22 protein-coding genes are annotated in these 20,843 nt (G+C 72.6%); 9 read left to right on the top strand and 13 right to left on the bottom strand.

Translation table 11 applies throughout. The features are described from left to right. Positions 1-232 precede the first annotated feature (232 nt). The 4 genes from LQ327_RS01545 to LQ327_RS01530 all read left to right on the top strand — a co-directional run bounded on the left by LQ327_RS01545 (position 233) and on the right by LQ327_RS01530 (position 4,432). Complete coding sequence (locus tag LQ327_RS01545; RefSeq protein ID WP_230729766.1) at positions 233-1,342, top strand: LLM class flavin-dependent oxidoreductase; 1,110 nt, start codon at positions 233-235, stop codon at positions 1,340-1,342. After that, entirely contained in the window at positions 1,342-2,115 is a 774-nt protein-coding gene (locus tag LQ327_RS01540) for an SDR family NAD(P)-dependent oxidoreductase (RefSeq protein ID WP_230729765.1), read from the top strand. Before LQ327_RS01545 ends, LQ327_RS01540 begins: the two co-directional genes overlap by 1 nt. An 86-nt stretch (positions 2,116-2,201) precedes the next feature. Then, positions 2,202-3,020: an SDR family NAD(P)-dependent oxidoreductase gene (locus LQ327_RS01535; protein ID WP_230729764.1), complete on the top strand. Its 819-nt coding sequence runs from the start codon at positions 2,202-2,204 to the stop codon at positions 3,018-3,020. Next, on the top strand, positions 3,017-4,432 hold the full coding sequence (locus LQ327_RS01530; protein WP_230729763.1) for a phenylacetate--CoA ligase family protein: 1,416 nt from the start codon (positions 3,017-3,019) through the stop codon (positions 4,430-4,432). The genes LQ327_RS01535 and LQ327_RS01530 overlap by 4 nt, the downstream gene beginning before the upstream one ends. A gap of 2 nt (positions 4,433-4,434) precedes the next feature. On the opposite strand, the gene LQ327_RS01525 is transcribed toward LQ327_RS01530, so the two are convergent. Next, positions 4,435-5,028 carry a carboxymuconolactone decarboxylase family protein gene (locus tag LQ327_RS01525; protein ID WP_230729762.1) on the bottom strand — a complete coding sequence of 198 codons (594 nt, stop codon included), beginning with the start codon at positions 5,026-5,028 and terminating at the stop codon, positions 4,435-4,437. Then, a complete protein-coding gene (locus tag LQ327_RS01520) occupies positions 5,025-5,399 on the bottom strand; it encodes a hypothetical protein (RefSeq protein WP_230729761.1) in 375 nt (124 codons plus the stop codon). The genes LQ327_RS01525 and LQ327_RS01520 overlap by 4 nt, the downstream gene beginning before the upstream one ends. A gap of 164 nt (positions 5,400-5,563) precedes the next feature. Between LQ327_RS01520 and LQ327_RS01515 the strand changes: the two genes are divergently transcribed. Next, the gene (locus tag LQ327_RS01515; RefSeq protein ID WP_230729760.1) at positions 5,564-7,462 is read left to right on the top strand and encodes an alkyl/aryl-sulfatase; all 1,899 of its coding nucleotides are present in this window, start codon (positions 5,564-5,566) and stop codon (positions 7,460-7,462) included. A gap of 21 nt (positions 7,463-7,483) precedes the next feature. On the opposite strand, the gene LQ327_RS01510 is transcribed toward LQ327_RS01515, so the two are convergent. Both LQ327_RS01510 and LQ327_RS01505 read right to left on the bottom strand, forming a co-directional pair. Next, the gene (locus tag LQ327_RS01510; protein ID WP_230729759.1) at positions 7,484-8,515 is read right to left on the bottom strand and encodes a YncE family protein; all 1,032 of its coding nucleotides are present in this window, start codon (positions 8,513-8,515) and stop codon (positions 7,484-7,486) included. A gap of 343 nt (positions 8,516-8,858) precedes the next feature. Beyond that, positions 8,859-9,332, bottom strand: coding sequence for a hypothetical protein (locus tag LQ327_RS01505; RefSeq protein WP_230729758.1), 474 nt, complete (start codon positions 9,330-9,332; stop codon positions 8,859-8,861). Between the two features lie 95 nt (positions 9,333-9,427). On the opposite strand from LQ327_RS01505, the gene LQ327_RS01500 reads away from it, so the two are divergent. Beyond that, the gene (locus tag LQ327_RS01500) at positions 9,428-9,817 is read left to right on the top strand and encodes a nuclear transport factor 2 family protein (RefSeq protein WP_230729757.1); all 390 of its coding nucleotides are present in this window, start codon (positions 9,428-9,430) and stop codon (positions 9,815-9,817) included. Here LQ327_RS01500 and LQ327_RS01495 read toward each other — a convergent pair. Beyond that, positions 9,808-10,746 carry a TetR family transcriptional regulator gene (locus LQ327_RS01495; RefSeq protein ID WP_230729756.1) on the bottom strand — a complete coding sequence of 313 codons (939 nt, stop codon included), beginning with the start codon at positions 10,744-10,746 and terminating at the stop codon, positions 9,808-9,810. The two genes, LQ327_RS01500 and LQ327_RS01495, sit on opposite strands and share 10 nt — an antisense overlap. A gap of 85 nt (positions 10,747-10,831) precedes the next feature. Between LQ327_RS01495 and LQ327_RS01490 the strand changes: the two genes are divergently transcribed. Further along, entirely contained in the window at positions 10,832-12,001 is a 1,170-nt protein-coding gene (locus LQ327_RS01490) for an FAD-dependent oxidoreductase (protein WP_230729755.1), read from the top strand. 28 nt (positions 12,002-12,029) lie between these two features. Here the strand turns inward: LQ327_RS01490 and LQ327_RS01485 are convergent, their stop codons facing one another. From LQ327_RS01485 to LQ327_RS01450, 8 genes are all read right to left on the bottom strand, one after another. Beyond that, a complete protein-coding gene (locus LQ327_RS01485; RefSeq protein WP_230729754.1) occupies positions 12,030-12,482 on the bottom strand; it encodes a DUF5666 domain-containing protein in 453 nt (150 codons plus the stop codon). A 169-nt stretch (positions 12,483-12,651) separates the two neighbouring features. Beyond that, complete coding sequence (locus tag LQ327_RS01480; RefSeq protein ID WP_230729753.1) at positions 12,652-13,791, bottom strand: LCP family protein; 1,140 nt, start codon at positions 13,789-13,791, stop codon at positions 12,652-12,654. A 575-nt stretch (positions 13,792-14,366) separates the two neighbouring features. Next, the gene (locus LQ327_RS01475; protein WP_230729752.1) at positions 14,367-15,650 is read right to left on the bottom strand and encodes a hypothetical protein; all 1,284 of its coding nucleotides are present in this window, start codon (positions 15,648-15,650) and stop codon (positions 14,367-14,369) included. Between the two features lie 81 nt (positions 15,651-15,731). Then, entirely contained in the window at positions 15,732-16,103 is a 372-nt protein-coding gene (locus tag LQ327_RS01470; protein ID WP_230729751.1) for a hypothetical protein, read from the bottom strand. A 5-nt stretch (positions 16,104-16,108) separates the two neighbouring features. Further along, positions 16,109-16,480: a P-II family nitrogen regulator gene (locus LQ327_RS01465; RefSeq protein WP_230729750.1), complete on the bottom strand. Its 372-nt coding sequence runs from the start codon at positions 16,478-16,480 to the stop codon at positions 16,109-16,111. Between the two features lie 31 nt (positions 16,481-16,511). After that, complete coding sequence (locus tag LQ327_RS01460) at positions 16,512-18,005, bottom strand: ammonium transporter (protein ID WP_230729749.1); 1,494 nt, start codon at positions 18,003-18,005, stop codon at positions 16,512-16,514. Positions 18,006-18,262: 257 nt separating this feature from the next. After that, a complete protein-coding gene (locus LQ327_RS01455; protein ID WP_230729748.1) occupies positions 18,263-18,997 on the bottom strand; it encodes a phosphatase PAP2 family protein in 735 nt (244 codons plus the stop codon). Between the two features lie 2 nt (positions 18,998-18,999). Further along, on the bottom strand, positions 19,000-19,155 hold the full coding sequence (locus LQ327_RS01450) for a hypothetical protein (RefSeq protein WP_230729747.1): 156 nt from the start codon (positions 19,153-19,155) through the stop codon (positions 19,000-19,002). A gap of 370 nt (positions 19,156-19,525) precedes the next feature. On the opposite strand from LQ327_RS01450, the gene LQ327_RS01445 reads away from it, so the two are divergent. Together LQ327_RS01445 and LQ327_RS01440 are read left to right on the top strand one after the other, a co-directional pair. Further along, positions 19,526-20,545, top strand: a complete 1,020-nt coding sequence (locus LQ327_RS01445) for an FTR1 family iron permease (protein ID WP_230729746.1) — start codon at positions 19,526-19,528, stop codon at positions 20,543-20,545. Beyond that, positions 20,542-20,805 (top strand): 4Fe-4S dicluster domain-containing protein, encoded by a 264-nt coding sequence (locus LQ327_RS01440; protein ID WP_230729745.1) that lies wholly within the window; start codon positions 20,542-20,544, stop codon positions 20,803-20,805. The genes LQ327_RS01445 and LQ327_RS01440 overlap by 4 nt, the downstream gene beginning before the upstream one ends. Positions 20,806-20,843: the final 38 nt, after the last annotated feature.

Here is a 20,843-nt window from a genome sequence, read left to right as displayed (position 1 = left end):
CGAGCAGGTCCCGCGGCTCGACTCCGACCATGAAAACAAACCGCGGGTCGGGTAACAACACCGGCTCCCGTCGGCGTGACCCGGCTCGACCGGGGTCGAGTGGGGCTCCGTGGGGGCGCTTGACACTCGGGGGTGAGCCGGACCACAGTGAGCCAGGCCCCGTTGGCAAACCAATGTTTGGCAACCGATCCCGCCCTTGAGCCGCGCTCGCGCCGAGCAGGAGGACCGACCGATGAAGTTCGGCTTTTTCACCATGCCGGAACATCCGCCGATCGAGAACTGGACGCTCTCCTACGACCGCGACATCGCCGCGGTGGTGGAGGCCGAGCGGCTCGGCTTCTCGGAGTTCTGGATCGGGGAGCACCACACCGGTGGGTTCGAGAACGTCCCGGTCCCGGAATTCATGATCGCGAAGGCGTCGGCGCTCACACACACCATCCGGCTGGGAACCGGCGTGGTGAACCTGCCGTACCAGGACCCGTTCATGGTGGCCGAGCGGCTCGCGTTCCTCGACCACCTCACCCACGGCCGGCTCGAGTACGGGTTCGGGGGCGGCGGGCTGCCCACCGACAAGGCGCTCTTCGGCCTCGAGCCCTCCGAGGCGTCGCCGCGGACCAACGAGGCGCTGGAGATCATCTGGCAGCTGCTGACGTCTGAGGACCCGGTCAGCTACGAAGGCGTGTACTGGAAGTACGAGAACCGCCAGCTCCAGGTCGGCCCCTACCAGGACGTGCCGCCGTTCGCGATCGCCGGACTGACCGGCACCCACAACTACGCGAAGTGCGGCGAGAAGGGGTGGAAGCCGCTGTCCGTGCACTTCGCACCCACCGACAACGGCACGTACATGGACGCCCCGGACCTCAAGGCGATGGGCGCCGCGATGCTGGAGGCGGGCAACCGTTCGGGAATCCCCGAGGCCGTGACGCGCGAGAACTGGCGGATCGTGCGCGAGGTCTACGTGACCGACGACAAGGACCAGGCGCTGCGCGACATCCGCGAGGGCGTCAAGCGCTCCTACGACTACCTGTTCGGCCTCGGTCTGGGCGCCCTGATGAAGATCGGCGACGGGATGACCGACCAGGACCTCACGCTCGACTGGATGGTCGAGAACATCCCCTGGATCGTCGGCAGCCCCGAGGAGTGCACCCGCCAGCTCAAGGAGCTGGAGGAGGAGACCGGCGGCTTCGGCACGCTGCTGATCAACTGTCGTGACTGGGTCACCACCGACAAGTGGAACCGGTCGCTGGAGATGTTCGCGCGCTACGTCATGCCGCAGTTCCAGGACAACCAGCGGATGGCCCGCCGTCAGAAGATGGCCAACGTCGCGCTCGGGATCGCCTGATGGCAGCCGGGATCGTCCGACTGCAGGACCGGGTCGCGGTCGTCACCGGCGGGGTGCAGGGGATCGGGCGCGCGGTGGCGCTGCGCTGCGCGGCCGAGGGTGCCGCCGTCGTCATCGGCGACCTGCAGGACGACGACTCCACCGCCAAGCAGATCGTCGCCGACGGCGGCCGGGCCTCCCACGTCGTCATGGACACCCGCCAGCGCGGCGACTGGAAGCGGCTGCTCGACGAGGCGATCGGCGAGTACGGCCGGCTCGACATGCTCGGCAACATCGCCGGGGTCACCAACACGTTCGGCCCGGACACCGTCGTCGACCTCGACGACCACGGCTGGGACCACGTGGTCGGCACCGACCTGCGCGGGGTCTGGCTCGGGATGCAGGCCGCCATCCCGCGGATGATCGACGCGGGCGGCGGCAGCATCGTCAACATCGGGTCGATGGCCGCGCTCAAGGGCCTGGAGAACCTCGCGGCCTACTCCGCGGCCAAGGGCGGGGTCGTGAGCCTCACCCAGCAGGCCGCGATGGAGTACGGGCCCCGGGGCGTCCGGATCAACTGCATCTGCCCGGGCACCATCGACACCCCGATCCTCGCCGGGATCACCGAGAGCATGCGGGAGAACTTCGTCGCCGCGCACATCATCCCGAGGCTCGGCACCCCGGAGGACATCGCGGCCGCCGCGGCCTTCCTGTTCTCCGACGACGCCGCGTTCTGCACCGGCGAGATCCTCCCGGTCGACGGCGGCTGGAACACCAAGGGCAGCGCCGGCTGACGACCTGCTCCCCCGCTCGTGGCGGGACCGGCGCCGTCCCCCCGCGGCGCCGGTCCCGCCGCGCCCACCCCGTCCGAGGAGTCGTCATGGAACTGTCCGGTCACACCGCCGTGGTCACCGGTGCCGGCAGCGGCATCGGCAAGGGGATCGCGGCCGCCCTGCTCGCCGGCGGCGCCAACGTCGTCGGGCTGGAGATCTCGCCCGAGAACATCAAGGCCGCCGATGCCGAGCTCGCGGGCGGCGAGCGTCTGACCTGGTCGGAGGGCTCGGTCGCGGTGGCCGCCGACGTGGAGGCCGCGTTCGACCTCGCCGAGTCCCGCTTCGGCACCGTCGAGTACCTGGTCAACAACGCCGGCACCGCGACGCTCGCGCTGATCGTCGACACCAGCGAGGACGACTGGGACCTCATCGTCGACACGTGCCTCAAGGGCACGTTCCTGTGCACCCGGGCCTTCGCCCGGCGCGCCGTCGCCGCCGGCACGGGAGGGGCGATCGTCAACATCTCGTCCCTCAACGCGATCGCGGCCACCGACGGGCTCGGGCACTACTGCGCCGCCAAGGCCGGGATCATGAACTTCACGAAGGTCACCGCCGGGGAGCTCGGGCGCCACGGGATCCGCGCCAACGCGATCGGCCCGGGGACCGTGAACACCCCGCTCGGGGCCGGCTTCACCGTCGGCCAGATCGGCCAGGAGTTCCTCGACCGCACCTTCGTCAGCCCGCCCCGCCACCAGGAGCCCGAGGACATCGCCGAGGTGGCGCTGTTCCTGCTCGCCTCCCCGGCTTCGGCTCGGATCACCGGGCACCTCATCCCGGTCGACGGCGGCCAGCACGTCCGGGGCCTGCACTCCTACTGGGACGTGGCCGAGGCCCAGGGGCTCGTCGCGCGTCCCGCGGCGACATGACCACCGACGCCCGGCCGGCTCCCGCCGCGCTCTCCGACGACCGCGGGTTCCCGCGCTTCTGGGACGCCGACCGCGAGACCCGGCCGCCGGCCGAGCGCGACCGGATCATCCTCGAGCGGATCCGGCAGCAGCTGCACTACGCCTACCGCGACCTGCCGTTCTACCGGCGCCACTACGACGCGCACGGCTTCCACCCCGACGACGTGCGCTCGCTCGAGGACTTCACGACGAAGGTCCCGATCATCACCAAGAAGATGTTGGTGGCGGACCAGGCGGAGCACCCGCCGTTCGGGAGCTACACGCCGCCGCTCGTGCCCGGGCAGATCGCCCGGGTCCACGGTTCCTCGGGCACGTCCGGGACGCCCACGATGTACGCGGTCTCCCACGGCGACTGGAAGCGGGCCGCCGACGTCCACGCCATGGCCCAGTGGTGTGCCGGGATCCGGCCCGACGACCTCGTGCAGGTCGGCTTCCCCTTCGGTCTGTTCTTCGGGGGCTGGGGCGTCGTGCAGGGCGCGGAGCGGATCGGCGCGACGGTGTTCCCCCTCGGCGTGACCGATTCCGAGCGGCACCTCGAGCTCATCACCCGGCTCGGCGCGACCGTCTTCAGCGCGACGCCGTCGTACTGCATCCACCTGCTCTCGGTGGCCGAACGCCTCGGCATCGACCTCGCTCCGGGCACCGTCCGGCGGATCCTCGTCGGTGGCGAACCCGGGGGCAGCCTCCCCGGCACCCGCAAGATCATCGAAGAGGGCTGGGGCGCGATCGCCAGCGACGCCGGCTCGACGTCGGAGATGTACCCGTTCCAGACCAGCGTCGGCTGCGAGGCCGGGACCGGTACCCACCTCCACACCGACGAGGTCTTCACCGAGGTCGTGGCCGCCGACGACCTCAACCGGCCGATCCCGGTGGGGGAGCGCGGCGCCGTCGTCTACACCCACCTCTGGCGCGAGTCGCAGCCGATGATCCGTTTCGCGCCGGGCGACGAGACCTACCTCGCCACCGACCCCTGCCCGTGCGGGCGGACCTATCCCCGCCTGCCCGAAGGCATCCTCGGGCGTCTCGACGACATGCTCGTGGTCCGTGGCGCGAACGTCTTCCCCAGCGCCGTGGAGACCGGGCTGCGGACCGTCGCCGAGCTCGGCCCCGAGTTCCGGATCCGCGTGAGCACCGTCGGCGCCCTCGACGAGCTCCGGGTGGAGGCCGAGCTGTCGCACGGCGCGTCGGGCGCGCTCGGCGATCTGTCCGACGCCGAACGGGACGCGCGGCGGGAGCAGCTGGTCGGTCGCGTGGAGGACGCCCTGCGCCGCCACGTGAACATCCGCGTCCCGGTCACCCTGCTCGAGCCCGGGACCCTGCCCGAGACCACCTTCAAGGCCCGCCGCGTCGTCGACGAACGCACGCGTCCCTGAGGTCAGAGGTCGTACCCGCGGCGCAGCAGCATCGCCGCGGTGCGCCGGTTCCCCTCGTCGTCCATCGCATCGACGCCGAGCGCGGTGTTCACCCGGTTGCCGATCTCGAGCAGGGCGGCCGCGTGCGCCGCCTCCCGGATGGCGTCGTCGCCGATCCCGGCCGCACGCAGGTCGGCCACGTCCGCAGTCGTCAGGCCGTCGGGGTCGTGGGAGAGCCGCCGGAGGAACGCGGTCATCAGCGGAACGGCGGGATCGACGCCGGCCGGGACGTGACCGGTCCCGTCGACCAGCGCCTCGACGGTGGGCTCACCGAGGCTCTCCGCGGCGATCTGTCGGTGGACCCCGGTGCAGTAGCCGCACGCGTTGCCCGCGGAGACCGTGGCGCCGAACAGTTCCCGTTCGCCGACCGTCCAGCGTCCCGGTCCGCGGAGGACGGCCTCGGCGTAGCGGCCGAAGGGCGTGCCGAAGAACTCGGGCCGGAACAGCAGGACCTTGACGAAGCCGGGGGCGGTGCCGCCCGAGAGGAGCGGCAGCAGGAGCCCCATCACCCGGGCCCGCAGCCCCCGACCTCGACGGATGGCCTGGAGGCGGATCACGAGGAGGCCCCCAGCAGTTTCTCCACGGTCCGCAGCCGGGCCCCGCCGGCGGCCACCGCCACCGCGATGACGCACTCGAACACGGCGTCCTCGTCGTAGCCCGCCGCGAGCAACGCCGTCACGTCCTCATCGGTGACGGCGAGACCGCCGTCGGCGACCTTCGCGACGAACGCGGCCAGCCCTTCCGGCGGTGCCGTCCCGACGATCAGCGACTCGCGGACCCCGGGCGGCAGGACCCCCGGACCGTGCGCCACCACGGCCACCATTTCCCGGAATCGCTGGTCGCGTCGGGCGGCCGCTTCCAGCACGGCCTCGAGCGACGGCACCGCGCCGGGGGACGACTCGTCGTCGTCGATCGGATCTACGCCCACGTGTGTCTCCCCGCCGGCCGCTCCGGCCGTCGTCCGACGATAGGTGACCACGGGGCTCCGCGTCCCACCCGCGACGGATGAGGCGAGGACCGCTCGGTACCGCAAGCCTCGGGGGACCTCGCCTCCGCGATCGGAGGCGCCCGCTTCGACAGGACGAGGACACCGTGGCCGACGACGACGACCCCTCCACCGCGCGCCCCGAGATCGTGGCCGCCGCCTCCGCGCTGGAGTCCCGCTTCCCGTTCGCCGACGACGCGGCCTTCGACGACGCCCGACGCGGATACCTCGGCACGATCCCCGAGGGCCTGGTCCACGCCGACGACGGCCGGGTGGTCTGGAACGCCGAGACCTGGACCCCCGCCCTCGCCACGCCGCGGCCCCACACCGTCAACCCCAGTCTGTGGCGCCAGGCCCAGCTAGTGGCCATGCACGGACTCTTCGAGGTCGCCGAGGGCATCTACCAGGTCCGTGGGCTCGACCTGTCGAACATGACCGTCGTCGAGGGCGACCGCGGCGTCATCGTCATCGACCCGCTCATCTCCACCGAGACCGCGGCGGCGGGCCTGCGCCTCTACCGGGAGCACCGCGGCGACCGGCCCGTCACCGCCGTGATCTACACCCACAGCCACGTCGACCACTTCGGCGGCGTGCGCGGCGTCGTCTCCGGCGACGAGGTGGCCGCCGGTCGGGTCCCGGTCCTGGCGCCGCGGGGCTTCCTGGAGCATGCCGTCGCCGAGAACGTCTACGCCGGCGTCGCCATGAGCCGGCGCGCCGCCTACATGTACGGCGCGTCCCTCCCCGCCGGCCCCGCGGGCCAGATGGGCGCCGGTCTCGGCATGACCACCTCCACCGGCACCGTCACGCTCATCCCGCCGACCAGGGACGTCACGCACACCGGCCAGGAAGAGGTCCTCGACGGCGTCCGGATCACGTTCCAGGTCACTCCGGGCACCGAGGCCCCCGCCGAGATGAACTTCCAGTTCCCCGAACGGCGCGCCCTGTGCATGGCCGAGAACGCCACCCACACCCTGCACAACCTGCTCACCCTGCGCGGCGCCCTCGTCCGCGACCCGCGTGCCTGGGCCCACTACCTGACCGAGGCCATCGACCTGTACGCCGACACCACGGACGTCGAGTTCGCCTCCCACCACTGGCCCACCTGGGAGCGGGACCGCATCGTGCGGTTGCTGTCCGATCAGCGGGACATCTACGCCTACCAGCACGACCAGACTCTCCGGCTGATCAACAAGGGCTACGTCGGCGCCGAGATCGCCGAGATGCTCGAGGTCCCGCCCGCCCTCGAGGGAGCCTGGAACGCCCACGGCTACTACGGATCGATCAGCCACAACGTCAAGGCGGTCTACCAGCGCTACATGGGCTGGTTCGACGGCAATCCCGCCAACCTCTGGCGCCACCCGCCCGAGCCCGCCGGCAGCCGCTACGTCGAGGCCATCGGCGGACCGGACGCGGTCCTGGCCGCCGGCCGACGCGCGTACGACGCCGGCGACTTCCGATGGGTGGCCGAGCTGGTCGGGCACCTGGTGTTCGCCGAGCCCACGAACACCGAGGCCCGCGAGCTGCAGGCCGCCTCGCTCGAACAACTGGGGTTCGGCGCCGAGAACGGGACGTGGCGCAACTTCTTCCTCAGCGGCGCCGCCGAGCTCCGCGGCAGCACGCCCGGTACGCCGACCGTGACCGCGTCTCCTGACATGATCGCCCAGCTCAACCTCGAGCAGCTCTTCGACAGCCTCGCCATCCAGATCGACGGCCCGAAGGCATGGGACCACGCCGTGGCGGTCGACTGGACCGTCGACGGCGTCGCCTACTGGTCCCGGCTCGCCAACGGTGTCCTCACCCATGGCGAGGGCACGGTCCGGGGCGGGTCCGACGCCCGGGTGGGCGTGACCCGAGCCGATCTGCTCGCACTCCTCGGCGGCGCCACGACGGTCGAGGCCCTCACCGGGTCGGGAAGACTCGCGATCGACGGGGTCGGGGACGTCCTGACGATCCTGCTGGCGGTCGTCGACCCTCCCGACCCCGGCTTCGCCATCGTCACTCCGTGACTGTCGCGGCGGCCGCCGCGATCAGGGCGGACCCGGGACGGACTCCAGGACGCCGTCGGTCGCGCCGGTGACGTAGAGGGTGCCGTTGGTCGGATCGACGGCGACGGTGTTCGGCTGCCGCACGGTCGCGTACCGGGCGATCTCGCGGGGCGGGTCGGTCCGGGTGTCGAAGCCGACGAGCTGATTGCGCCCGGTGAGCGTGACCCAGAGCCGGTCGCGGGGGGTGTCGACGGCGAGGCCGTAGGGCGATCCGGCCAGGGGCAGCCGGGCCTGGAGCAGGGGCGGGAGCTGCGGGGAGACGACCAGCAGCGCGTCGCCGCGGGTGTCGGCGGCGATGAGGTGGCCGTGGTCGTCGGCGACCTCGTGGGTGGGCCCGTCGCCGAGCGCCACGGTGGTGAGCCGGGCCAGCGTGCTGGTGTCGTAGAGAGTGAGGGTGTCCGAGGCGACGTCGACCAGCCCGAGGCGGCCGCCGCCCAGGGCCATGCCGCCGGGCATGACGGCGTCGGGCAGCGACGCGACGACCCGACCGCCGCGCACGACCGCCACGGAATGCCCGGCCTCGTTGGCCACGAACAGGGTGCCGTCCGGCGCGGTGACCACGTAGTGCGGCGAGATCCCGGTGACCAGGCTCGAGGTGATCGCGCCGGCGGGCAGGGCGACCGTGAGCAGCTGGTTCGAGTCCTCGTCGGGCACCAGCAGCGTGCCGGGCGGGCCGTTCTGCAGGTGGCGCAGGTGTCCGGGCAGGGTCGTCCGGCCCCGGACCTGTCCGGTGCGGGCGTCGACGAGGACCAGCTGGTCGGGGTCGTGGGCGCCGACCGCGACGGTGTGGGTGGCCGGGTCGACCGCGACGCCCTCGGCGCCGGCGCCGACCGGGATCACCGTGCCGGCCGGTGGGACCGTCAGCGGGGGCGAATCGGCCGGCGAGGCGGCGGGGCGCACGCCGGGCCGGGGCGGCCCCAGGGCGGCCGGCCCGGGCGGGCTCGGGGAGGCGCACCCGCCGACGAGCAGGGCGACCGCGAGCAGGACGGCCGCCGTGATCCGGTGACCGATCACGGGTCGACGATCCCGACGGGAACCGGGACATGGGCGCCCCTGGTGCGGATCGTCATGGTGCTCCCTCGTCGGCCCCGGCCTGGTCGCCGAGTGTCCTGCACATCCGCACGGGGGGCCGTGAGCAGTTCGGGGAGCGGCGCTCCGCGCTGACAGAAAAGCCCGGGTCGACCGCCCCAACGGTCGAACCCGGGCCGGGTGCGTCGACGAGGCTCCCCAGCCCGTCGATGCACCATCACTGCAGAAACATGCGAGAAGAGATCGAGCCCGGGGGCCGCCAGGTCGGGGGTCCGGCGGTCCGCCGGGCTCAACCGAGTCATCGACGCCGACCGCGGCGCCGTTACGGCTACTCGCCGCCGCCGCCGCCGCCGCCGCCCCCGCCTCCGCCTCCGCCGGAACCGGAGCCGGAACCGGAGCTGCCCCCCGAGCCACCACCGCCGCCCTCGCCGCCCTCGCCGCCACCGGACCCACCGCTCGATCCGGCACCGGACTGGCTCCCGACCTCACCGCCGTCCTCGGACTCGCCGCCGGTGCTGACCGCCCCGCCGCTCGACGGCGGGGTGAGGGCGCCGCCGGCGGCGACACCACCGACTCCGGGGGCGGTGCTGCCGGCGGGGTAGTAGACCCACCGGTCACCGGGGTGGCCGCCGGTGCACTGCTGGTCGGGGACCCGTCGGCTGGTCGCCGCGTCCTGACAGATCCCGACCGCTGCCACCGTGTCCCGGTGCCCGGTCGCGGCATCGATCCACACGCCGCCGATCACGACCACCGCCAGCACGGCCAGCAGTGCGATGGTGCGCCACGACAGGCTTCGACTCATGGTGTCCCCCCGGTGATCAGTGTGACCGCACCGGTCCGATTGCGCTCGCCGTCGGGACGGGTAGTCCGGAATCTCCCGACGCGTGGAGGTCGACGTTGACGCAGCAGGACCTGGTGAAAGGGTTCCTCGCCGGCCTGATCGACCACGACTTCGACCGGATGCGCGCGGTCCTCGCTCCGACCGCGACGTGGAGCGTGCCCGGCCGCACCGGGATCTCGGGGGTCGCCGAGGGCGCCGACGCCGTCGTCGAGCGGGCTCAGGCGGTCGCCGCCGGCGGGGTGTCGATCGAGCTGCAGTACCTCCTCGAGGGCTGGGACCGCGTCGCGGTGCTCCTGCACAACACGGGGCGTCGAGGCGAGGCGGCGCTCGACGAGCAGGTCGTGATCGTGTTCTCCGTGGACGGTGATCAGATCACGGCGGCCGAGAACCTGATCTCCGACGTCCCGATGCTCGAGGCCTTCTTCCGGGCGAGCGCTCAGGCGTAGAGGTCGGGAGCGAGCTCGTCGATCTTGATCAGCAGGCCGTCGGGGGCGGTCAGCTGGAGCTGGCGGCCGAACGACGCGTGGCTGGTGGGACTCGTGATCGTGATCCCGTCGGCTCGAAGGCGGGCCTCGAGCACGTCGAGCGGCTCGGTCGCCTCGAAGTTCAGCTCCACGAGGCCCCCGCGCTGCTCGGGGTTGGGCGGGTGGGCCAGCAGCCCGATGCGGGCCTCGCCGAGCGCGAGCAGTGCCCAGTCCCCGTCGCGGCTGCCGTGCAGCACCGTTGCGCCGAGTCGCTCGTAGAAGGTCACCGACGCGGACATGTCCTCGACGTGCACCATCGGGCGCAGGTGCATCCCGAGGTCCTGATCGTCGGGTTCCGGGCGGGCCGGGGTCGTGCTCGGTACCGAGTCGGCGAGCTGCCCGCGGATCCCGGCGAGGATGAGCTCGACGCCGGCGGGGAAGCGCGCGTCGGGGCCGAGGTCGTCGTGCTCCTGCTCCTCGATGCTGAAGCCGTTGACGTAACCGAGGAGCGTGTCCACGGCGACGGCCGCGTCCTCGCGTGGCCTCCCGGCGGCGACGAGCCGGCCGACGAGACCCTCGACCAGGCGCTCGCCGATCTCGGGTGGCCCGTGGAAGGTGGTGAGGAGCCGGGCCCCGTCGCGCCGGGAGAGCATCGCGGCGCGCATCCGGGAGACGACGCGGCGGACCGCGTCCTCCCACGGCTCGTCGTCGGCCGGAGGATCCTCGGCGACGCCCCGCAGGAGATGGCCGGCCATGGCGTCCAGCAGGGCGCGCTTGCTGTCGAAGTGCCGGTAGAGCGAGCCCGCCTGGATGCCGAGCCGGGCCGCGAGCCGCCTCGTCGTCAGCGCGTCGAGACCCACCTCGTCGAGCAGATCGAGCGCGGCCAGCAGCACCTCGTCACGCCGTGACATCCGGGCTCCTCCCCCTGCTTGACGGCCGGGAACAGTGAGGCTAACACTGTTTGCGCAAACACTGTTAGCTTCCGAGGAGTCGACCATGTCCGGTCCGTTGCGTGTCGTGGTGATCGGGGCGGGCCCGGCCGGCCTGGCCCTCGCCCAGGGTCTGCACCGGGCGGGGACCGACGTCGTCGTGTACGAGCGGGACGCCGCTCTCGACGCCCGCTCGCAGGGCTACCGGATCCTGCTGAACAACGCGGGATGGGCGTCGCTGCGAGCCTGTCTGCCCGAGCCGGTGCTCGCCCTCGCGGAGGCCACGAGCGGCGAGCTGCACGGACCGACGACCCGGTACGACCACCGTCTCGAGACCCTCGGTACCTGGGCCACCGCGGCGAGCGATGACCTGCATCCGGTCGACCGGGCGGTGCTGCGCCACGTGCTGATGCACGGGATCGCGGAGCGCGTCACGTTCGGTCGCCGCTTCTCGCGCGTCGAGGAGGACGGCGACCGCGTGCGGGTCGTGTTCGACGACGGCAGTGCCGACGTGGGCGACGTCGTCGTCGGTGCCGACGGCGCGTTCTCCGGCGTCCGTGGCCAGCTCCACCCGGAGATCGGGTTCGTGCGCTCGGAGCTGGTCGCGGCGATGGGGCGGACCCCGGTGGACGACCGATTCGCGCTCCTGGCGTCCGGGAGCGGCGCGAGGATCGAGGCACCCGGCCTGAACCTGACCGTCGCCCCGATGCTGTTCCGGACCCCGCCGTCGTACGCCTCACCGGAGCTCCCCGCCACCGAGAGCTACCTGCGCTGGCTGCTGATGCTGCCGCCGGACCACCCCGTCGCGGAGGCGGCCCGTCGCAAGGCCGACCAGACCGTCACCGGCACCGATGCCCGCGACACGGTGCTCGGGCTGATCGAGGGCTGGCACCCGCTGGTCCGCGACCTGATCGAGCACTCGAGTGCGCACAACGGCTGGATGGTCACCCCGAAGCTGCTCGACCGGCCGTTGCCGCCGTGGGACACCGAGCGGGTGACGCTGCTCGGCGACGCCGCCCACCTGACCCTTCCCAGCGGCGGCAACGGCCTGGCCACCGCCCTGCGCGACGCCGCGACCCTGCTCGAGCACCTCACCGGCACCGACGACACCGTCGCCGGGCTCCGTGCCTACCAGCGGGAGATGCTGGTCTACGGGCAGGCGGCCGTGGAGGTCGGCGTCGACCGGCAGCGCCACGTCGTCCCGGAGCGCGTCACCGACTCTCCCCGGCCGAGCTGACCCGACCGGCGACGGGACCCGGTGCCAGTCAGGCGGGCGTGGGGGCCGCCGTCGAGCTCGCGCCGGCCCGCGGGGCCCGCGGAGCGGCGACGCGGGTGGCCGTCACCGTCGTGCCGGAGACCGACCCGGTGACCGTGACCTGGGCGCCGACCGGGAACTGCGCCGCCGTCGCGGGCGCGGCCTTGGTGCCGTACTGGGTGGTCGCGGTGACGTCGACGGTGTACTGCTTGCCGTTGCGGGCGGCGACGGTCCACGTGGACCCGTTCTCGGCCTTGATGGTGCCGCGCACGCCGTTCCCGGCGCCTCGCGCGTGAGCGGCGGGCGCCGCCGCGGAGGAGGCCGGGGTGCTCGCCGAGCACCCGGCGAGGGTCAGCGCGGCGGCCACCGCCACGACGCCGACCGAGGCCGCCCGGCGAACGGGACGACGCCGCCGGGAGCGGTCGGTGGGGGAGGAGGTCGAGGCCCGGGGAGCGTCGTTCATGATCCACCTCTGATCGGTCGGGCGGGAGCGGGGAGAGTCGGCGGCTCGGGGGAAGGAGCCGACGACGGCGACGCTCGCCCTCGCTGCTGTGGCGTCGCTGAGAAGCCACGACGCCCGGCACGGTCCTTCAGCCGAGCTTCAGCATCGCCGCCCATCGACCGTCACCGCCTCAGTTCACGCAGGGCACCGTCGAGCCCGCGGTTCCCGCGTCCGACGACGGCACGGCCGGTGCGGCGCTGGTCTTCGACGCCGCGGCTGCCGACGACGAGCCGCCCGACGGCGCCGGTGCGGTGGAGGGCGCGGGCGAGCTAGTGCCCGAGCGGCCCGAGTCGGTGTCGGCGATGAACTTCTGGACCGCCGACGGGTCGACCTGCACCGCCTCGCCGTCGTCGGGGGTCTCGTAGGCGGCGTTCACGATCGGGATGGTGTGGAAGCCGATCGAGCCGGAGCTGAGGCCGGGTACCTGCTCGGCGAGGCTGAGGACGTCGAGCGACTGGTCGACGGTGAGGGCCTTGTCCACGGCGGCGATCAGGGCGTCGCGCTCGGTGGAGTCGGTCAGCGTGTTCGACGAGAGCACGGTGTGGGCCATGCTCGAGAGGAACACCTGCTGACGTCGGACGCGGTCGAGGTCGCCGCCGGGCAGGCCGTGGCGCTGGCGCACGAACGCGAGGGCCTGCGCTCCCGAGACGGTCTGCGGGCCGGCCGGGAAGTTCGCCCCGGAGAACGAGTCGTCGACCTTGGCGTTGAGGCAGACCGGCACGCCCCCGACGGCGGTGCTGATGTCGGCGAATCCCGCGAGGTTGACCGCGCCGAAGTGGGTGATCGTGAGTCCGGTGAGGGACTGGACGGCGCTGATCGTCGCCTTCGCCCCGGCGGCTCCGGACCGGACCGCGAGCTGGTTGCCGCTCACGCCGGACTGGGCCAGCTGCTGGTGGGCGGCGTTCTGCCCGTACGTGTACGCAGAGTTGATCTTGTGGGTGCCGAAGCCGTCCGGGAGGGCGACGTAGGAGTCGCGCGGGATCGAGAACCCGGTCGCCGGTCCGCCGCCGCCGGGGATGTGCAGCACCATGATCGTGTCGGTGTTGTCGCCGCCGTCGTCGCCGCCCCCGGCGTGCAGGGCGGCGAGCTCGTCGGCCGGGAGCGGGTTGCCGAAGCTGTCGGTCCGGGTGTCCAGACCGACGAGCAGGATGTTCTGGTCGGTGCCGAGCGCGGAGTCGATCGAGGGCGAGATGACGTCGACGCGGCTCAGTCCGGAGTCGATCGAGCGGGCCGCGAGATAGATGCCGCCTCCGGCGAGCAGCAGCAGCACCGACGCGCCCGCGAGGACGAGCAGCAGGACGCGCTTCGTCGCGGCGCGCCGGACGCGGTGGAGGAGAGAAGGTCCTCCGGGACCGGACGAACCGGGGTCCGGCTCGGGCCGGGATGCGGGGGCCGCCCGTGTCGGGGTGGGTCCGGGGCTGCGCGCGCCGATGGGCGGGGGAGGCGGCCCCGCCGGTCGCGGAGGCGCGGGCCGGGGCGGTGGGGATTCCGGGCGTTGCGGGGGCGGCGGTCCCGGACGTCGGCCGGGCGGCGGCCCGGGTCCCTGCCGGGGTGACCCGGGCGACTGGCGCGGCGACCCGGGAGGCTGTCCCGGCCGCCCGGGCGACGGGCGGGGTGACCCGGGCGACTGGCGCGGCAACCCGGGAGGCTGTCCCGGCCGTGGGGCGTCCTTGCCGTCGGGACGGGTGTCGCCGCGACGGGGCCCGCCGGGGCGGTCCCCCTCGTTCGACGCCATGACCCACCTGCCTCCGTCGCCCGGCCTCGCCGGTCGCTTCAGAGGTCAGATACTCGCACAATCATTTGATTATCGAGGTCGGGGGTCGTCCGCGGTGCCCGCCGGACGACTCAGGTGCGGTGCGTGGGGACCCGGTGGCGCGACGGGGCACGGGCCGGCGTCGGCGGTCTCGGCGTGGTGTCGCCGACCGAGCGCAGGTCGAACGAGACGAAGTCGCGGCTCGAGGTCTCCAGGTAGTGCTGCGCGCCGATCTGCTCGTCGGGGAAGAGCTTGAACGCCTTCGGGCGCGACGCCCCGTCGGGGTGGAAGTACGCCCCGGAGACCCACGCCGGGTTGATGTCGAGCTCCATGCCCCGGACCACGCCGGCGGAGCGCAGCAGGTCTCCCAACGTGCACACCGAGAGCGCCGGGCCGCCCACGTAGACCATCGCGCCGGTCGGGGTGACCCCGAAGGCCGAGCGGTGGATGTACGCGGCCTGCCCGACGGTGGAGCCCCACTCCGCGGTGCCGCCGGTGGCGCACGTCGGGGTCACGGCTCCGTTGTCCACGAGCGGGACCAGGTTCTGGCGCACCGAGGCCACGTCCGGACCCATCCGCTCCTCGGAGCCCCAGGCCCCGACGTCGACGGAGCCGTCCCGTCGGATCACCAGGCTGGCCGCGCCGGGGACGAGCGGGCGCACCTCACGGTTCTCGGCGTACCAGCCGCCGTGGCTGTCGCCCTGGAGCCGGAACCCCGCGGAGAAGGCGGTGACGACGGTGCGCTGCTCGGCGGTGTCGACCGACGTCGGCGTGGTCCAGCGGCCGCCGGGATCCTCGGTCCCGGGGTGCAGCACGCCACGCACGAGCGTCGGATCCAGCCAGAGCACGCCGACCACGAACGAGGTGTGCGCGGCGTCCGGGCGGACCGAGGCCATGCGCACGGCGTCGCCGTGCGGGGTCGACACCACGGTGTGCCACACCCCCTCGCCGGGCAGCGGGGAGAGGCCCGCGGGCGGGGGCATCGGTACCGGCGCGGTCTGCCCGCCGGGCCGGTCCGGCTCGGGGCCGGCCGCGGCGGGGATACCGCCCGGTGGGACGCCTCCGGTCGGGGGCTGGTGCAGGTCGTACTGGCGCTGCTCGAGCCACGTGACCACCGGGCCCAGCCCGTGGTCGCGGCCCCACTCCGCCAGCCGTGCCGCGACGCTGTCGTTGCCCGGACGCGTCAGCGCCCCCCACAGCGACGGGGCCGACACCGCCCCGAGCAGCACGACGACGACGAGGAGGGCGATCGACACCCGGGTCGGCCACCGACGGCGTCGGGGCCCTCGCCGGTGCTGCCCGGACGGCTCCTGACCGGGCGGCTCCTGGGCATCGATCGGCTCGGTGTCGGAGTCGGTCCCGGAGGCGACGCGCACGTCCGCACATCCTGCCCCGTGCCCGGGACGCTCCGGGGTCAGGGCCGGGCCGTCCGACGTCGGCCGAGGTCAGGCAGGCCCTCACCGCCCGGAGCTGGTGACGACCGGGCCGGGCGTCGACGCGACCGAGGGGAGCCCCGCGGCGAGGCACTCGCGGCGGGTCAGCTCGGCGAGCCGACCCGCCGTCGTGCCGGCCTGCAGGCACACGTCCCGGGCGGCGTCACCGCAGCGGTGGATCAGCGCGCCACCCGTCGAGCTGGGGTAGGTCACGTCGATGCAGCCGTCCCCCGAACGGAAGCCGCCGGGGTCGGCGAGCGCCCAGCCGACGACCGCCAGCAGGAGGACGATCCCGAGCCCGACGGCCACCGCGACCAGGACTCGCACCCGGTGCGACGGCGGCCCCGGCGGCGGGACCGTCGACCACGGCGAGACCCCGGGAGTTCCGGTCCCCATCGGCGTCAGCTCCTCCGGTGCCCCGGCTCGCCGCCGCCGTCGTGACGGGGGACCGGGGCCCGCTCCGGGCAGTCCGCGGCTTCCAGCCGCGAGGCCGGGTCGACCGCCGTCACCCACAGCCAGCCCGGTCCGGAGTCGGCCGCGCTGCGGATGGCGTGGACGATGTCACCGGTGTCGTCGTCGTCCGCGACGATCTCCACCCGGACGCTCTCGACCACGTCGACGGGCCGGGGGTGACCGCGATAGGTCTCCCACCGCCGCACCGCGGTCGGCGTGAGCACCGAGAAGATGACCGCGGGCGGCACGTCGAAGGCGTTCAGCGCCTGCGCCACGGAGTTCACGTGGTCCTCCGTGACCACCGCCGTGATCAGCTTCATCACGCGTCCTCCTCCGTGGAACCGGCCCGGCTCACCCCGCGGGACCGGCTCCGGCCTCCGGGGTGGCGTCCGCCGGCGGCGGCTCGCCGGGCTCGGGGCCCTCGTGCACGAGGGCCCCGCCCCGGTGTCGGCCCGCCTCGGTGTCCGCGGTGAGGCTTCCGGCGCGCGGCGGCACCGGGGCGCCCGCGCCCACGAGCAGCCCCTCCTGCGGGTAGGCCTCCTCGTCGTGCGCGGCGAGGTCGCCGGTCTCGAGATCGCTGTCGGGCATGCGCAGCGGGAGGACCAGGCCGATCAGCTTGAGCAGCACGAACGTGACGAGGGCGTCCCACACGATGACCGTGAGCGCGGCGCCGAGCTGGATCAGCAGCTGTTTCGGGTTGCCGAAGAACAGACCGGTCCCGGACACGCTCGACGTACTGCCCTGACCGATGTACTCGACGACGTTCGGGTCGGCGAGCAGCCCGACCATGATCCCGCCGAGCAGCCCCGCGACGCCGTGGGTGTGGACCACACCGAGGGCGTCGTCGACCTTCGAGAACGGTCGCAGGCGGGCCAGCCGGTTCCACGACAGCCAGACCAGCACCGACGGGATCAGCCCGATGAGCAGGGCGCCGAACCCGTCGACGTAGCCGGCTGCGGGCGTGATCGCCACCAGGCCGACGATCATCCCGTTGACCGCTCCGAGGAACGTGGGCTTGCGGTCGACCCCGAACATCATGTCCATCGCGACCCAGACCAGGACCGCGACCGCACAGGCCACGTTGGTGTTCACGACCGCGGTCGCGGCGTCGGTGCCCGCGAAGTACGGGTCACCGCCGTTGAAGCCGTTCCAGCCCAACCAGAGCAGCCCGGCGCCCGCCGCGGCCATGGGCAGGTTGTTCGGGAGCGGTCGTGACCGGTCCCGGGCCAGACGGGGCCCGACGACGGCGGCGGCGACGAAGCCGGAGGTCCCGGCAGCGAGGTGGATGACGTACCCGCCGGAGAAGTCCAGCGCCCCCTGCTGGCCCCAGAACCCGCCGCCCCAGATCAGGAACGCGTTCACGCCGTAGGCGAAGGTGGACCACAGCGGGACGAAGATCAGCCATACCTTGAAGTTGATCCGCCCGATCACACTGCCGAGGAACAGCAGCGGCGTGATCCCGGCGAACACGAACTGGAAGTACGCGAGGGTCGACTCGGGGAAGTGCAGCTTCGGCATCAACGAGTCGAGCATCGGGATGTCGGCCTGGGCCGCCGCGTCGGTGCCCAGCGTCGGACCGGGCTTCCCGACGATCTCCGACAGGATCCCCGGCCCGATGTTCAGCGGCTCGCCGAACCCCATCTTGAACGCCCACAGGAACCAGACGACGAGCACCGCGGCGAACCCGGTGAAGGCCATCATCATCGTGTTGACGGCCCATTTCCGCTGGACGATCCCGCCGTAGAGGATCGCCAACCCGGGGATGCTCATCAGGCCCACGAGGGTCGCGGCGACGAGTTGCCAGCCGTTGTCCCCGGCATTGAGCCAGTCGGGATAAGGCACCATCACACGCACCACCCTCGCCGTCGTCAGGCAGATCCAGATCCCGGACGGCGGACATGAAATGAATCACATCAATGGATCTTCGCGCCGTCCCGAGTGCGAAAATGGTGGGCGCGCGGCATTGCATGTGCGTTAAACGATGTTTCCATCGCGTAATATGGCCGCATTCGGATCGGACGTTCCATGCTGATTCGCGGCGTCCTACTCCGTCTGGTCGCCGAATCGATCGATGCGACGATCGGAGCCTCTCGCTCCGATTGTCACTGCTCTACGGAGACGTCCGTCCCGGGTCGTCCGCGGGCGATATCCGCCCCGTCCGGCGCTCTGCCGCGAATGCGTTGTCCGGGGCGCCGGTCGGCGATCGCGTCGACGGCGAGGGCGACGACCAGGACGACGGCGAGCGCGACCCCGGTCCCGCCCACCGTGTCGGTCGGGTAGTGGGCGCCCAGGCCGACCATGGAGAGCCCGACCGCGACCGCGAGCAGGGCGAGGAGCACCGCCCCCGCCCACCGGAGCACCCGTGGGACGACCACCCAGCCGAGCAGCAGCGTGCCCGCCGCGACGGACATCGACGCGACGGCCGTGGTGTGTCCGCTCGGGAAGGCCAGCTCGCCGCCGCGCGTGCGGTCGATCAGTGGCTTGAGCACCAACGAGGTCGTGACCATGGCCAGGGGTGGCCCGAGCAGGGCGAGCGCGAGCCCGCGGGGTCCGCGGGCGGCGAAGGCCACGGCGGCGAGCAGCAGGAGGGCTGCCGCGACGGGCAGCGGGTTGCCGAGGTCGGCGAACCCGAGTTCCACGGTTCGCGCGACGCCGCGGTGCACCCGCACGAGGCCGGCGACGGCACGGTCGGTGTGGCCCGCGCGGGTGTCCCCCGAGAAGTACAGGCCCAGCCCCGTGACGACGACCGCGCCGAGCAGCGCGAGCCCGGCCATCGGCAGTCGCAGCCGCCGCGCGACGAGGCGCGTGTGACGGGCGTGCACCGGCCACTGCGGCATGGTCAGAAGAAGTGACGCCGACCGAACACCAGTCGCCCGAGGGCGCCCAGCACCGCGAAGATCAGCCCGAAGATGCACAGCAGGATTCCGATGCCCCAGACCAGCGGCATGTGCAGCAGGAACCCCACGATCAGCAGGATGACGCCCAGCGTGATCACGACCGCACCTCTCCGTCGACGTTCTTCGTGGTCCTCTCCGATCGCGGTGAGCGGCGGGCGGTCACCGGAGCCGAGCACCGTGCATGCTCAAGCGATCGTCAGAGTATCGGCCCCGCGAGAAGCCGCCGTACGGGGGTGGGCGCGACGTCGCCGTTGATATCCGTCATCTGTCGATACGCCGGATTTTCCCTCGGCGTTGCCATTTCTCGGGACGCGAATGGAATTGACGAGATGTGCGGTCGGGACTGGCACATTCCGCGGCGCTCACTATGGTTAGCCTCACCTCATCCGAGGATCGGGCCAGCAGAGGGAGTCGGCGGAAATGGACGGTCAGGGCCGATCGGCGCAATCCCAGGGATCCCGGACGGCGTTGCTGATCTGGACCGGAGTAGCGCTCGCCGTCGCGGTCGTGACGGTGATCCTGGGCTGGCACGGCGGCGACGGCAACCCGGACCCGACGGATCCGAGCGTCCAGCTCAGCCCTACCGCGGTCGTGCTCAACAGCGCCGTGCTGGTCTTCCGGGAGGGCCTGGAATGCATCCTGGTGCTGGCCGCGGTGACGGCGAGCTTCCTCGGACGCAACCGTTCCTATCGCAAGCCCGTCGCCTACGGCGGTGCGGTCGGGATCGCGGCGAGCGTCGCCACGTGGTTCATCGTCGTCTGGGCGATCGACACCTTCGGCGGTGACGGCCTGGGCGTGCAGGCCGCGACCGGCATCCCGGCGATCATCGTGCTGCTCGTCGTGATGAACTGGTTCTTCCACAACGTGTACTGGACCGGCTGGATCTCCCACCACAACAAGCGACGCAAATCCGTGGTGAGCGCCGCCCGCGACGAGCAGACCGCCCTGCGCGCGACCGTGCTCGGACTGGCGTTGCTGGGATTCACCTCGGTCTACCGCGAGGGTTTCGAGATCGTCATCTTCCTGCAGGGCCTGCGGGAACGGTACGGCTCCTCGACGGTGCTCGAGGGACTCACGCTGGGCCTACTCTTCACGGCCGCGGTCGGCGTGCTGACGTTCGTCCTCCACGAACGACTGCCGTACAAGAAGCTCCTGGTGATCACCGGCGGCCTGCTCGTCGTCGTGCTGTGGGTGATGGTCGGCGAGGAGATCAACGAGATGCAGCTCGCCGGCTGGATCGGCACCACCCCGATCCCCGGCGTGGACATCCCCGGCTGGGCCGGGCAGTGGTTCTCGGTGTTCGGCAACTGGGAGACCCTCATCGCCCAGGTGGTCGCGCTGGTCCTGGTGGTCGGGTCCTACGTCGGCGCGCAGTACCTCCGGGTCTGGCGGCCCCGTCGTCGCGGGGAGCGCGCCGCCCGGATGTCGGCCGAACCGCCGTCGTCGACCGAGTTGCCGGCCGGCGCGGTCTCGGAGGCCGCGCAGTGACGTTCGTGATCACCGAGGCCTGCGTCGACATCCTCGACCTGAGCTGCACCGAGGTCTGTCCGGTGGACTGCATCCACCCCCACCGGCGCGACCGCGCGTTCGGCACCACCCGCCAGCTCTACATCAACCCGGCGGAGTGCATCGACTGCGACGCCTGCCTGGAGGTCTGTCCCGTCGAGGCGATCTACCCCGAGGAGGAGCTCCCGCCGGACCTGGTGCGCGACGCCGCGCTCAACCGCGACTACTTCCGCCGACGATGACGCGGGGTGGGCGGCGTCAAGCAGCGAGCAACTCGCCC

Origin of the sequence: Actinomycetospora endophytica, from assembly GCF_021026375.1 — a bacterium.
GTDB classification, from domain to species: Bacteria; Actinomycetota; Actinomycetes; order Mycobacteriales; family Pseudonocardiaceae; genus Actinomycetospora; species Actinomycetospora endophytica.
This window is presented reverse-complemented; position numbering and strand designations above follow the sequence as displayed.

Coding starts and splice junctions, on each gene's coding strand:
- LQ327_RS01545 (WP_230729766.1), top strand. CDS start 233: ATGAAGTTCGGCTTTTTCACCATGCCGGAACATCCGCCGATCGAGAAC.
- LQ327_RS01540 (WP_230729765.1), top strand. CDS start 1,342: ATGGCAGCCGGGATCGTCCGACTGCAGGACCGGGTCGCGGTCGTCACC.
- LQ327_RS01535 (WP_230729764.1), top strand. CDS start 2,202: ATGGAACTGTCCGGTCACACCGCCGTGGTCACCGGTGCCGGCAGCGGC.
- LQ327_RS01530 (WP_230729763.1), top strand. CDS start 3,017: ATGACCACCGACGCCCGGCCGGCTCCCGCCGCGCTCTCCGACGACCGC.
- LQ327_RS01505 (WP_230729758.1), bottom strand. CDS start 9,332: ATGAGTCGAAGCCTGTCGTGGCGCACCATCGCACTGCTGGCCGTGCTG.
- LQ327_RS01495 (WP_230729756.1), bottom strand. CDS start 10,746: ATGTCACGGCGTGACGAGGTGCTGCTGGCCGCGCTCGATCTGCTCGAC.
- LQ327_RS01490 (WP_230729755.1), top strand. CDS start 10,832: ATGTCCGGTCCGTTGCGTGTCGTGGTGATCGGGGCGGGCCCGGCCGGC.
- LQ327_RS01485 (WP_230729754.1), bottom strand. CDS start 12,482: ATGAACGACGCTCCCCGGGCCTCGACCTCCTCCCCCACCGACCGCTCC.
- LQ327_RS01470 (WP_230729751.1), bottom strand. CDS start 16,103: ATGGGGACCGGAACTCCCGGGGTCTCGCCGTGGTCGACGGTCCCGCCG.
- LQ327_RS01465 (WP_230729750.1), bottom strand. CDS start 16,480: ATGAAGCTGATCACGGCGGTGGTCACGGAGGACCACGTGAACTCCGTG.
- LQ327_RS01460 (WP_230729749.1), bottom strand. CDS start 18,005: ATGGTGCCTTATCCCGACTGGCTCAATGCCGGGGACAACGGCTGGCAA.
- LQ327_RS01455 (WP_230729748.1), bottom strand. CDS start 18,997: ATGCCGCAGTGGCCGGTGCACGCCCGTCACACGCGCCTCGTCGCGCGG.